Consider the following 11,403-nt stretch of genomic DNA (forward strand, 5'->3'; position numbering starts at 1 on the left):
GCGTCACAGCAAAGCCAGCAGGCCTTCGGGAAGGAGCAGCGCTCCGTGTGACGTAAAGCGGTCGCGCGGGACCCATGCGGCCAGATGGCGGCTGCCGTCGTCTTCGGTCAGGATGAAATCGTCCGCAGCAGCCAGACCGGGGATGGTCAGGGTCACATCATAGAGAAACACCACCTCATGTCCGGTGTCGCCGTGGTGGGTATAGATATTTTCAAGCACGCCGCGCAGGCCGGTGATCTGTGCGGTGGCGCCGATTTCTTCGTGCAGTTCGCGCACAACCGTTTCAGTGGCGCGTTCGCCAAATTCGACCGTGCCGCCCAAGGGGCGCCAGCCTTTGATGGTGCCGTCATCGCGGCGGATGGCGCAGGCCAAAAGCGCATCTTCGCGCCAGACCAAGGCAAGCGCTTGGGTGCGGATCAGGGGGTGGGGCCGCCAATGGGAGCTGATATCGGACATGGGGCAGCCCTACCTTGGGGGCGCAATCGCCACAATGTCGCTTTTATGGCGCAAAGGCCGCAAGTGGCGGGGGCCGGTTTGGCGGGGCCGCTAGGGTCAGGACACCAGAGATTCGAATGGGGACCGCCATGACCGACGCCGCAACAGCACCAGACGCCACACCTGCACGGGGCCGCCGGGGTCGGGGTGGAGGCGGGGCCGCCCGCCGCGCTGAACGGTCCGCCGTATCGTTTGAGACAGCCCCCACGATTGAACGCAAAATCCCCAACCTTGAGATGTTGTCGGACAAAACCTTGGAGATCATCGAGGCCAATGCCGAACAGGTGTTGGAAGAAATCGGTGTGGCCTTTGTGGACAATCCTGCCGCTTTGGACCGTTGGCGCGCCGCCGGTGCCATGGTTGACGGGGAGCGGGTGCGCCTGCCCAAGGGGCTTGCGCGCAAATTGTGCGCCACCGCGCCTGCGCAATTCACGCAGCACGCGCGCAATCCGGCCAAATCGGTCGTGGTGGGTGGCAACAATCTGGTGCTGGCCCCGGTCTACGGCCCGCCCTTTGTGCGCGATGCCAAAGGCGGGCGGCGCTATGCGACCTTGGAGGATTTCCAGACCTTCGTGAAGCTGGGCTATATGTCCAAATGGCTGCACCATTCAGGCGGCACGGTGTGCGAACCCACAGATGTGCCCGTCAACAAACGCCACCTTGATATGTTGATGGCGCATATGACGCTCAGCGATAAACCGTTCATGGGGTCCGTCACCGACCCAGTGCGTGCCCGCGACAGCATTGAGATGTGTGAGATCCTGTTTGGTGAGGACTTTGTGGCCAATAACACGGTCATGACCTCCCTTATCAACATCAACAGTCCTTTGACCTTTGACGAGACGATGATGGGCGCGTTGGAAGTCTATGCAGCCGCCAATCAGGCCTCGATCATTTCGCCCTTTATCGTGGGCGGGGCCATGGCGCCGGTCAGCGTGGTGGGGACGTTGACGCAGGTTCTGGCCGAAGTCATGGCCGGTGTGGCCTATAGCCAGCTGGTCCGCCCCGGATCGCCTGCGATTTTCGGAACCTTCGTGACATCGATCGACATGAACTCAGGCGCGCCGACCTTTGGCACGCCAGAGGCCGCCAAGATCACCAACGGGGCAGGGCAGTTGGCCCGCCGAATGGGGCTGCCGTACCGGTCTGCGGGGTCGTTCTGCGGATCGAAACTGCCTGATGCGCAGGCCGCCTATGAAACCGCCAACAGCCTGAACATGGGGCTTTTGTCCGGTGTGAACTTCATGCTGCATTCGTGTGGCTGGCTTGAGGGTGGTCTTGTGGCGGATTTTGAGAAATTCGTGCTGGATGCAGACCAGTTGGGCACGTTGCATTCCATGGCCGCAGGCGTTGAGGACGATGAGAACGCGCAAGCCATGGATGCCATCCGTGAGGTCGGGCCCGGCGGGCATTATCTGGGCTGCGCGCACACGCAGGCCAATTTCAAAACGGCCTTCTGGCGGTCCGAGGTGTTTGACTACAAACCCTTCGAGACTTGGGAAGAAGAGGGCGCGCGCGACAGCCAGACCCTTGCTGCGTCCCGTGTGGCGAAACTGTTGGCCGATTATCAGCCCCCCGCCCTTGATCCAGACGTCAAGGCGCGGCTGGAGGCCTATGTGGCCGACAAAAAGGCGTCGATGCCCGACAGTTTCATGTAAACGCGCGCAGTGCGGAGGCGGCTTTAGGTGGCCTCTGCCAGAGCGCGCTGGCGGGTGGCTTTGGTGGCTTTGAGGATGCGGGCTTCACACATGAGAGCCACCAAAATCTCAATATGGCGGGCGACGGAGTATTCGGCGCGTTTGGCGATACGTTGCTCATTGGCCACGGCCTCAAGCTCCATCAGTTTGATGATCGCTTTGCCGGGGCCGGGCATGGCGTCGGTTTTCAGCAGACGGCGCAGGTGCACGCAACGGTTGTAGTCTTCGACCCCGTGGCGGGCAGTGCGCACCAGCAATGTAGGGCGTTTCAGGCTTGAAATCAGTGTCAGAACGTCTTGCATGTCGTGTCTCCCATGAACGGTAGGACACAAAGATGACACAACTATTAAGGGTGTTGCGTGTGGATAACTTCCTGCGAACGCTGCGTTTACAATTATTTACACTTTGGAAACAATTTTAGACGTTGTGGATATTGTTAACCATCTGGAAACGATTACACGCAAAGGTTGCGTTGCCACGGGATCTGCTGGGATCCGGCAAAGGGAAGTTGGGTAGGTACATGAAAGATGCAAAAAACGCGTCACGCGCGGTGCCGTCATGGGTGCCCGTCGATGTGCGAAATTACGTTTTCCATACGGAAATGGGGCAGCCGATCCGTGCTTTGGCGCGGTCCCAATCCTGTCATGCCTCAACAATCATGAGGCAGATCAGAAAGGTGGAAACGCGCCGTGATGATCCCTTGGTGGACCGCGCGATCAAGGCCTTGGGCGACGACAACGCAGCGGATACGCTGCCCGATACCCTTGAGATGATGCAGGCCCTGCGGCGGCTGGCGGCCCCCAATGCCATGTTGGCGATTGCCATTGGGATGGATCAAGGCGTGATCTTGCGAGACAGCGCCTCGGGTGATCCTGATCATGGCAGCAAACTGCCTTCGACCACGGCGATGACGCTGGCTTTGCGCGGTTGGATCAGCTGCGGCAACACCATTGGCCGCGTGTTGCGGTATCGGATCACGCCTGCAGGGCGCGTGGCCTTGCGTGAACTGACGGCGGAGACGGAAAATCAGGCCCGCGCCATGGCCGAAGCGCCAGAGGCATTTGAACATGCGCCAAAGGGCGTGGGCGGCTGGGATGTCACCCAGATGACGCGCATGCCGGTGCAGGAAACGCCTGTCGCCAGCCTGTCGCGCCGCAAAGATCGGGACGGTCAGGCGTTTTTGTCCCGTGCCATGGTGCGCGCCGCTGAACGGCTGCGCGAGGACTATGAACTCGCGCAGGTGGACGCCCAGCGCAATGGCACACCGGCCCCCGACTGGCAGGGCCTGCTGTCCGCGATTGAGGCCCATCACCCGATCGGGGATCAGGGTGCCTCGGCTGAGGGGCAGGTGCGTGCCGCACTTGGTTTTCTGGGGCCAGGCCTGTCCGAGGTCGCCTTGCGGTGCTGTTGCCTGCTTGATGGGCTTGAGATCACTGAAAAGCAGATGGGTTGGGCTGCGCGGTCTGGAAAAGTGGTGCTGCGCATCGCCTTGCAGCGGCTGGTGTTGCATTATGAAGCGTCCGGTGAATTGGGCCCCAAGATCGGCTAGCCATGCGGCGCGCGCAACCCTGATCCCCTCCATCCTGTTGACCCTTGGACAATCAGGCGTCTTGCCCCTAGATAGGAAGGCAAGAGGAGAGCCCCATGTCGCCCAAAGATGTGAAAACACGTGACCTGAAAATTCCAGCGCAACGTCATCCTGAAAAGCAGCGGCGCCCGGATGCGCCCCAGCCCAAGAAGCCCGATTGGATCAGGGTCAAGGCACCGACGACAGAGGGGTACAAACAGACCCGCGACATCATGCGCGATAACAAGCTGACGACCGTGTGCGAAGAGGCTGGCTGCCCCAACGTGGGCGAATGCTGGTCCCAAGGCCACGCCACCATGATGATCATGGGCGAAGTTTGCACCCGCGCCTGTACCTTCTGCAACATCGCCACCGGCAAACCGCCAGAGGCGTTGGATGTCTTTGAACCCGGCCGTGTCGCCGATGCTGTGAAGAAACTGGGGCTGAACCATGTGGTCATCACCTCGGTGGATCGGGATGATGTGGAAGACGGCGGGGCGGAACATTTCGCCCAGACGATCCGCGCCGTGCGCCGCCAATCGCCGGACACCACCATTGAAATCCTGACGCCCGATTTCATCCGCTGTGATGACAGCGCGTTGGAGGTCGTCGTGGCCGCCAAGCCCGATGTGTTCAACCACAACCTTGAAACCGTGCCGGGCCTGTATCCAGAAGTCCGCCCCGGTGCGCGGTACTTCCATTCGCTGCGGCTGTTGCAACGGGTGAAGGAACTGGACCCGTCGATGTTCACCAAATCGGGCATCATGGTGGGCTTGGGCGAAGACAAACAATCCGTGGTGCAGGTCATGGACGACATGCGCGCCGCAGACATCGATTTCCTGACCATCGGTCAATACCTGCAACCCACACCCAAGCACCACGCGGTGGACCGGTTCGTCACACCCGAAGAATTCGCCACTTATGAAAAGACCGCCTTCAACAAGGGCTTCTTGATGGTGTCGGCCACCCCGCTGACGCGGTCGAGCTATCACGCAGGCGATGATTTCGCGAAACTGCAGGCGGCCCGCAACGCCAAGCTGGGCGCGTGACGCAAGCAACCCCCGACGGGGACCTGACGCTTCAGACGGTGGCCTTTCCCAAGGACACGAATTCGGGCGGCGATGTGTTTGGCGGCTGGGTCATCAGCCAGATGGACATCGCGGCGGGCACCACGGCGGCCCAACGCGCCAAGGGGCGATGCAGCACCGTCGCGATTGAGGCGATGCGGTTTCACGCGCCGATCAATGTGGGCGATTTGGTCAGCGTCTACACCCAAATCGTCAAAACGGGCCGCACATCCCTGACCATGCACGTGGAAACATGGGTGCGCCGTCAGCGCACGGGGGAATTGTTGATGGTGACCGAGGGCGATTTTACCTTCGTTGCGATCCAAGCCTCGGGCGTGAAACGCGAATTGCCGCCTGAGGACGCCTAGCGCAGGCCGTTCACCTTATTCACGCTCATCCAGTCGGGCAGTCCGACGAAGCGTTCGATCCCCACAAGGATCAGGCACAGCAAGATCACACCAATCACCAGTTTCACGCGGCTTTCCGATGGCGGTCGGCGGGCCCATTGGCTCGCCTTAAGAAGAAAACGTGTGTAATTCATGTGAACCGGACCTTGCCGATATAGGGCAGGTTGCGGTTGCGTTGGGCATAGTCGATCCCGTAGCCCACGACGAATTCATCGGGGATTTCAAAGCCCGTCCATGTGGCTTTCATATCGACCTCACGGCGGGTGGGTTTGTCCAGCAGGGCGATGGATTTCAGGCGCGCGGGCTTGCGGGTTTGCAGCATGTCGATCACCTGATGCAATGTGTGGCCGGTGTCGACGATGTCTTCGACGACCAGCACATCGCGGCCTTCGATCTGGCCGCGCAGGTCCTTGAGAATGCGGACCTCACGGCTGGATTCCATCCCGTCGCCGTAGCTGCTGGCCTCCAAGAAATCGACCTCAACCGGCAAATCAAGCTCCCGAACCAGATCGGCGATAAACACGAAGGACCCACGCAACAGGCCCACGACCACCAGTTTGTTGGTGTCGGCAAATTCGGTCCGGATTACCTCAGCCAGTTCTTCGATCCGTGCGGCGATGGATTTCGCGGAAATCATCTGGTCAATCACGTAGGGCGTCTGGGTCATTGGGTCACAATCTACTGCATTTGCTTGAATTTTCCGCCGGACCATACGACATGAGGCTGGAATGTCACGACCGAAAGCCGCCCATGCCCGCCCATTCAGAAACCAAACGCCTGCCTTACACGCCAGACCAGATGTACGATCTGGTGGCTGATGTGGCCAACTATCCGAAGTTTCTGCCTTGGACCGCCGCCGCGCGCATCCGGTCGACCGAGGACCGTGGCGATCATGTGCTGATGCTGGCTGATCTGGTCATCAGCTTCAAGGTCTTTCGCGAAAAGTTCGGCAGTCGCGTGACGCTGTGGCCTGAGGATAAACGCATCGACACGGCCTATATCGACGGGCCGTTCAAATACCTCGAATCCACATGGACGTTCACACCCGCCGAGGGTGGCTGTGATGTGCATTTTGAGGTCGATTTCGAATTCAAGAACCGGCTTTTGCAAGGGGCCGCTGGCATGTTCTTTAACGAGGCCATGCAACGCATCGTGCGCGCCTTTGAACGCCGCGCCGCGGAGCTTTACGGCTAGCGCGCTTTACCATTGCATGCCCGTGCGGCACTCTGGGGTATGACCCATGATTTGCTGACCCTTGAGACGTTTTTAGCCAACCATGAGGGGATTGCCATTCCCGCTCACAGCCTGCAGGTGCAGGAGCTGTGCCTGCTTGATTTCATGGCCTGTGGATTGGGCGCCTTGCGCGACGATATGGTCGGGGCCATGGCGCGGTATGCCGCGACCCTTGGGGCAGGGGGCAGTTCTGTGTTCTACACCAAAGACATGTTGGCCCATGGCGCGCCTGCGCGCTATTCGGCCCGCGATGCCGCCTTTATCAACGGCACCATCGGACATGCTCTTGATTTTGATGACACGCATTTCGGCCATATCGGCCACGTCAGCACGGTTGTTATCCCCGCCACACTGGCGGTGGCTGAAACAACGGGGGCTGATTTTGACGTAGCCCTTCGGGCTATGCGCATCGGGTCGGAGGTCGCACTGCGTGTCGGGCTTTGGTTGGGTCGGTCCCATTATCAGGCAGGCTGGCATCAGACCGCGACGGCAGGGGCCTTTGGCGCGGCGGTGGCCGCAGGTCTGTTGATGGGGACGCATCCACGCGCCACGCTTTTGAACGTCGCGGGGTTTGTGGCGGGCCAGAAGGCCCAGTTCGGCAGTGCGATGAAACCCGTCAACGCAGGTCAGGCCGCAGCCCACGGGGTTCAGGCCGCGTCCCTTGCGCAGGCCGGCCTGACCGGATCGCCCGATGTGGTGGCCGCCCTTCTTGCCACCCACGCAGGCGCAGGCGACACCGATGCCTTTGCGGATTTGGGGCAGGTCTGGCAGTTCGATGATGTCACACACAAATACCACGTTTGCTGCCACGGCACCCACGCTATGATTGAGGCGCTTTTGTCGCTTCAACTGCCGCGTGGCACGGGCGTGGACCGTATTGAGGTGCGCACGCATCCCCGTTGGATGACGGTCTGCAACAAACCCGATTGCAATACATGGCAAGAAGGCAAATTCAGCTACGCCTTTCTGGCGGCCCTGATCCTGAACGGGGAGAGCACCATTGGCGCGGGGCCGGAGCTGAATTTTCCGAAATCGCAGGCCACGTCGGACATGATGGCGCGGGTCCATGTGACCGCTGACGCGGATATTGCCGAGGTTGCGAGCCATGTGCGCGTCACCCTGACCTCGGGCGAGGTGTTGGAGGCCCGCCATGATCTGTCGATGGACGAACCCTTGACCAAACGGCGCGCACGTCTGATTGCCAAGGGGGAGGCTTTGCTGGTCAACGGTGTCACCACCGAGATCACGGATGCCATCGACGCCCGTGATCTGGGCGCGGTTTTGCGGGTCATGCGCCGCGTTGACTGACTGAAAACGGGCGCCGCGATCTGCATCGGCCACCCGTCTTGATCTGTTGAAACCGGCTTGGCTTAGCTGGTCATGTCGTAGGCGCGTTCACCGTGCGACGTGATGTCGAGGCCGGAATGTTCGTCTTCTTCGCTCACGCGGATCGGGAAGACGGCCTTGGCGACCAGAACGATCACGGTGGTGGTCACGATCGTCCAGATGCCGACGACCGCCAGACCACCCAGCTGGGCTGTCCAATCGGCATAGCCGAAGACCGCCAGCATGATGATGCCGAACATACCGCCCACACCGTGGACCGCGAAAACGTCCAGCGTATCGTCGATGTTGAGGGTGTTTTTGACCACGGAACACAGCTCCTGACACAGAATGCCGGCGATGCCGCCGATGATCAGCGCCTCAACCGAACCGGTGGAGCCGGACGCAGGTGTGATTGAGGCCAGACCCGCGATTGTACCGATAACCAGACCCACGAGGGATGTTTTGCCAAAGCGGATACGTTCCCACAAAATCCAGGTGAGAGATGCTGTCGCGGCAGACACATGCGTCACCGTCAGCGCCATCGCGGCCGATCCGTTGGCCGCCAGTTCGGACCCGCCATTGAAGCCGAACCAACCGACCCACAGCATCGCGGCACCGATCATCACCATAACGGGGATTGCGCGGCGGCTTGCCCTTGTCACGACGACCGCCCAAGAATGCGGCCACGATCAGGGCTGCGATACCAGCCGTCTGGTGGACGACGATACCGCCTGCAAAGTCGTTCACGCCTTCGGCAAACAAAGCGCCTTCGCCGCCAGACAGCATGCCGCCGCCCCAGATCCAGTGGGCCACAGGTGCGTAGCAGATGAGCACCCACAGTGCGGAGAACAGCATCACAAAGCCGAAACGGATGCGTTCCACATAGGCGCCCACGATCAGCGCAGGCGTGATGATGGCGAAGGTCATCTGGAAGGCAAAGAACAGCACCTCGGGGATGTTGCCCGCCATGGTGTCCTCATCAACGCCGCTGAGGAAGGCCTTACCAAGGCCGCCCCAGTAGGCGTTGCCATCGCCAAAGGCGATGGAATAGCCAAGGGCGAGCCACAGAATGCTCATCAAACACGCGATGCCGAAACACTGCATAAACACGCTGAGCACGTTGCGCGCACGCACAAGCCCACCGTAAAACAAAGCCAGACCCGGCAGGGTCATAAACAACACCAAGGCTGTGGCGACGATCATCCAAGCGGTATCCGCTGCGTTCATGTGACTGTCCCCGTATTGTCAGTTGCGGGGGACAAACCGGATTCGTGAGGACTAAAAAAAGGCGTGTGCGTTTAAGGGTGCTTATTTTGCGGGCACATTGCGTATCGACTAAAATTTAGGCGACTATTTGGCGCTATGCATGCGAAAAGGGCAGTCCTTGCGTGCAGGCCTGCACCATCAAAGCCATGGCATGTGCGGTTGTCTTCGCACGCACATTGGCCCGCCCGATGGCCCCGAACTCCATGGTTTCGGTGTGGGATTTGCCATCTGCGGTCGACAGACCAAAACACACGCGGCCCTCTGGTTTGAACTCCGATCCGCCGGGGCCTGCAATGCCGGTGACCGACACGGCAATCTGTGCCATGGACCGCATCCGCGCGCCCTTGGCCATGTCTTTGGCGACTTCTTCGGACACGGCCCCGTGCGTTTCGATGATTTCAGGCGGGACGCCCAGCATGTCGGTCTTGGCCGCGTTGGAATAGGTGACAAATCCGCGATCAAAGACGGCGGATGATCCCGGTTCCTCGGTGACCGCCCATGAGATCAGGCCTGCGGTGCAGCTTTCGGCGGTCGCAAGTTTCCAACCACGCGCGGTCAAGGCAGCGATGACCTCTTTTGCGGTCGCCTCAGCCATGCCAGAGCGCCCCGAGTGCCGCGACACAAACCGCCGCCAGCAGCCCCGCGATCACATCATCCAGCATCACGCCGGTGGCATTGTCCTTGCGGTCGGCCCAGCCCACGGGGCCGGGTTTGGTGATGTCGAACAGACGAAACAACACAAAAGCCGCGATCCAGCCGGGCCAAAGTGCAAGCGCTGAGACACCTGCTTGCGCGGCCCCGATAAAGACCGGCATCAGTGCGATCCATTGGCCGACGACTTCGTCAATCACAATCTCGGACGGGTCATGGTTGTCGCGGCCTTGGGTCATCCATTTCGTGGCCAGATACCCTTTGACGTAAGCAGCCAGGATCGCCAGCGCCATCAGCCAGACACCGCCTATCGCGAAGATCAGCCACGCCAAGGGCAGGGCGGCCAGTGACCCCCAAGTGCCCGGCGCAGGTTTCAGATAACCCACATAGAAATAGGTGGCTGTGATTTCGGCCCAACGGTCTTTCATGGTATTGGCCTTCATGATTTCACCAGTGTGACAGTGGCCAGCGCCGCGATGCCTTCGCCGCGTCCGGTAAAGCCCAGACGTTCCGATGTTGTCGCCTTGACGCTAACGCGGTCGATATCCAGCGCCATAATGCGCGCCATCTCAGCGCGCATGTCTTGGGCCACGGGGCCGATTTTGGGGAATTCGCAGATCAGCGTGCAATCGATATGGGTGATGGCAAAGCCCATCTCGCGGGCCAGTCGGCACGCGTGTTCGAGGAAAATGTGGCTGGCAGCACCTTTCCATTGCGGATCACTGGGCGGGAAATGCTGGCCGATGTCGCCGCGACATAGCGCGCCGTAGATCGCATCAGTGACCGTGTGCATCCCCACATCCGCATCCGAATGGCCCTGAAGCCCGCGTTCAAACGGGACCGTCACACCACACAGCACCACATGATCGCCAGGGCCAAAGCGGTGCACGTCAAATCCGTTGCCTGTTCTGATGTCCATTGTCGTCTCCAAAAGGGCTGCGGCGCGGGCAAAGTCGCCCGGTGTCGTGATCTTCAGGTTGCGTTCATCGCCCTCAACGATGGAAACGTCCAGACCTGCGCGGCGGGCGACCTCCACATCGTCGGCGGCACCGGACCCGTAGGTGTCGTGGGCAGCGGCGATGGCTGCGCGGTGGAAGCCCTGCGGGGTTTGGGCGCGGTAGAGGCCGGTGCGGTCCTGCACGCCCGTGACGCAGTCGTCCGCGCCTGTCCACAGCGCGTCCGTCACAGCCAGTGCCGGGGCGGCAGCGGAAGAGGTCGTGAGCGCTGCCAGCACGCGGTCGATCACATCGTCCGTCAAACAACAGCGCGCCGCATCGTGGATCAGCACCAGATCGGCCTGCGTCGCCGCCAACCCATGAAGGACCGAGGCTGATCGTTCCGCGCCGCCCGTCACCACGGCCGCGCGGTCAAACAGACCCAGCTCACGGGCAAGGCCGTCATCTTCGTGGGAAATGACCAGCACGATGTCGTCAATCTGCGGGTGTGCCTCAAAAATCGCCAAAGTATGCTCAACAACTGTGCGTCCAGCAATCTGTTGCCACTGCTTGGGTCGGGGCCCACCGGCGCGGGTTCCGCGACCCGCAGCAACTATGATGGCGGCAGTTTTCATGGGCATCTCTTTGATAAAGCTGTGCCTTTGTAGGGCGTGACCTGTCAGTGGGGAAGGGGCATCTAAAGGGGTGATTAATTTTTAGGCGTTACGTGTTTTGCGCCTAATAATTATACGGCTTTCC

13 protein-coding genes and 1 pseudogene are annotated in these 11,403 nt (G+C 60.6%); 6 read left to right on the plus strand and 8 right to left on the minus strand.

Annotated features, from left to right (window positions below; genetic code table 11):
* Positions 1-3: 3 nt before the first annotated feature.
* Complete coding sequence (locus ACTG36_RS10025) at positions 4-456, minus strand: NUDIX hydrolase (protein ID WP_375282034.1); 453 nt, start codon at positions 454-456, stop codon at positions 4-6.
* Positions 457-584: 128 nt separating this feature from the next.
* Between ACTG36_RS10025 and ACTG36_RS10030 the strand changes: the two genes are divergently transcribed.
* The gene (locus ACTG36_RS10030; protein ID WP_375282033.1) at positions 585-2,153 is read left to right on the plus strand and encodes a trimethylamine methyltransferase family protein; all 1,569 of its coding nucleotides are present in this window, start codon (positions 585-587) and stop codon (positions 2,151-2,153) included.
* A gap of 23 nt (positions 2,154-2,176) precedes the next feature.
* On the opposite strand, the gene ACTG36_RS10035 is transcribed toward ACTG36_RS10030, so the two are convergent.
* Positions 2,177-2,494 carry a DUF6477 family protein gene (locus tag ACTG36_RS10035; protein ID WP_375282032.1) on the minus strand — a complete coding sequence of 106 codons (318 nt, stop codon included), beginning with the start codon at positions 2,492-2,494 and terminating at the stop codon, positions 2,177-2,179.
* A 218-nt stretch (positions 2,495-2,712) separates the two neighbouring features.
* Here ACTG36_RS10035 and ACTG36_RS10040 point away from each other — a divergent pair, with 218 nt between their 5' ends.
* The 3 genes from ACTG36_RS10040 (at position 2,713) to ACTG36_RS10050 (ending at position 5,194) form a co-directional block, all read left to right on the plus strand.
* Entirely contained in the window at positions 2,713-3,741 is a 1,029-nt protein-coding gene (locus tag ACTG36_RS10040) for a DUF6456 domain-containing protein (RefSeq protein WP_375282031.1), read from the plus strand.
* Positions 3,742-3,851: 110 nt separating this feature from the next.
* Entirely contained in the window at positions 3,852-4,808 is a 957-nt protein-coding gene (gene lipA, locus ACTG36_RS10045) for a lipoyl synthase (protein WP_439142244.1), read from the plus strand.
* Entirely contained in the window at positions 4,805-5,194 is a 390-nt protein-coding gene (locus ACTG36_RS10050) for an acyl-CoA thioesterase (RefSeq protein ID WP_375282030.1), read from the plus strand. Before lipA ends, ACTG36_RS10050 begins: the two co-directional genes overlap by 4 nt.
* Here the strand turns inward: ACTG36_RS10050 and ACTG36_RS10055 are convergent.
* Together ACTG36_RS10055 and hpt are read right to left on the minus strand one after the other, a co-directional pair.
* The gene (locus ACTG36_RS10055) at positions 5,191-5,367 is read right to left on the minus strand and encodes a hypothetical protein (protein ID WP_375282029.1); all 177 of its coding nucleotides are present in this window, start codon (positions 5,365-5,367) and stop codon (positions 5,191-5,193) included. The two genes, ACTG36_RS10050 and ACTG36_RS10055, sit on opposite strands and share 4 nt — an antisense overlap.
* Entirely contained in the window at positions 5,364-5,900 is a 537-nt protein-coding gene (gene hpt / locus ACTG36_RS10060; protein WP_375282028.1) for a hypoxanthine phosphoribosyltransferase, read from the minus strand. Before hpt ends, ACTG36_RS10055 begins: the two co-directional genes overlap by 4 nt.
* An 83-nt stretch (positions 5,901-5,983) precedes the next feature.
* Between hpt and ACTG36_RS10065 the strand changes: the two genes are divergently transcribed.
* Positions 5,984-6,427: a type II toxin-antitoxin system RatA family toxin gene (locus ACTG36_RS10065; RefSeq protein WP_375282027.1), complete on the plus strand. Its 444-nt coding sequence runs from the start codon at positions 5,984-5,986 to the stop codon at positions 6,425-6,427.
* Between the two features lie 39 nt (positions 6,428-6,466).
* Positions 6,467-7,774, plus strand: a complete 1,308-nt coding sequence (locus tag ACTG36_RS10070; RefSeq protein WP_375282026.1) for an MmgE/PrpD family protein — start codon at positions 6,467-6,469, stop codon at positions 7,772-7,774.
* 62 nt (positions 7,775-7,836) lie between these two features.
* Here the strand turns inward: ACTG36_RS10070 and ACTG36_RS10075 are convergent.
* From ACTG36_RS10075 to ACTG36_RS10090, 4 genes and pseudogenes are all read right to left on the minus strand, one after another.
* Positions 7,837-9,019, minus strand: a pseudogene (locus ACTG36_RS10075) (ammonium transporter).
* A 133-nt stretch (positions 9,020-9,152) separates the two neighbouring features.
* Positions 9,153-9,653, minus strand: a complete 501-nt coding sequence (locus ACTG36_RS10080; RefSeq protein ID WP_375282025.1) for a CinA family protein — start codon at positions 9,651-9,653, stop codon at positions 9,153-9,155.
* Positions 9,646-10,137 (minus strand): phosphatidylglycerophosphatase A family protein, encoded by a 492-nt coding sequence (locus tag ACTG36_RS10085; RefSeq protein ID WP_375282024.1) that lies wholly within the window; start codon positions 10,135-10,137, stop codon positions 9,646-9,648. The genes ACTG36_RS10080 and ACTG36_RS10085 overlap by 8 nt, the downstream gene beginning before the upstream one ends.
* A gap of 11 nt (positions 10,138-10,148) precedes the next feature.
* Positions 10,149-11,279, minus strand: coding sequence for a bifunctional 2-C-methyl-D-erythritol 4-phosphate cytidylyltransferase/2-C-methyl-D-erythritol 2,4-cyclodiphosphate synthase (locus ACTG36_RS10090; protein WP_375282023.1), 1,131 nt, complete (start codon positions 11,277-11,279; stop codon positions 10,149-10,151).
* Between the last annotated feature and the right edge of the window lie 124 nt (positions 11,280-11,403).

Source organism: Pseudooctadecabacter sp. (assembly GCF_965657175.1).
In the GTDB taxonomy this organism is placed as follows: Bacteria; Pseudomonadota; Alphaproteobacteria; order Rhodobacterales; family Rhodobacteraceae; genus Octadecabacter.

What these genes read in the sequence shown, in the direction of transcription:
- ACTG36_RS10025 (WP_375282034.1), bottom strand. Translation starts at nt 456, where the DNA reads ATGTCCGATATCAGCTCCCATTGGCGGCCCCACCCCCTGATCCGCACC.
- ACTG36_RS10030 (WP_375282033.1), top strand. Translation starts at nt 585, where the DNA reads ATGACCGACGCCGCAACAGCACCAGACGCCACACCTGCACGGGGCCGC.
- ACTG36_RS10035 (WP_375282032.1), bottom strand. Translation starts at nt 2,494, where the DNA reads ATGCAAGACGTTCTGACACTGATTTCAAGCCTGAAACGCCCTACATTG.
- ACTG36_RS10040 (WP_375282031.1), top strand. Translation starts at nt 2,713, where the DNA reads ATGAAAGATGCAAAAAACGCGTCACGCGCGGTGCCGTCATGGGTGCCC.
- ACTG36_RS10055 (WP_375282029.1), bottom strand. Translation starts at nt 5,367, where the DNA reads ATGAATTACACACGTTTTCTTCTTAAGGCGAGCCAATGGGCCCGCCGA.
- hpt (WP_375282028.1), bottom strand. Translation starts at nt 5,900, where the DNA reads ATGACCCAGACGCCCTACGTGATTGACCAGATGATTTCCGCGAAATCC.
- ACTG36_RS10065 (WP_375282027.1), top strand. Translation starts at nt 5,984, where the DNA reads ATGCCCGCCCATTCAGAAACCAAACGCCTGCCTTACACGCCAGACCAG.
- ACTG36_RS10070 (WP_375282026.1), top strand. Translation starts at nt 6,467, where the DNA reads ATGACCCATGATTTGCTGACCCTTGAGACGTTTTTAGCCAACCATGAG.
- ACTG36_RS10080 (WP_375282025.1), bottom strand. Translation starts at nt 9,653, where the DNA reads ATGGCTGAGGCGACCGCAAAAGAGGTCATCGCTGCCTTGACCGCGCGT.
- ACTG36_RS10085 (WP_375282024.1), bottom strand. Translation starts at nt 10,137, where the DNA reads ATGAAAGACCGTTGGGCCGAAATCACAGCCACCTATTTCTATGTGGGT.
- ACTG36_RS10090 (WP_375282023.1), bottom strand. Translation starts at nt 11,279, where the DNA reads ATGAAAACTGCCGCCATCATAGTTGCTGCGGGTCGCGGAACCCGCGCC.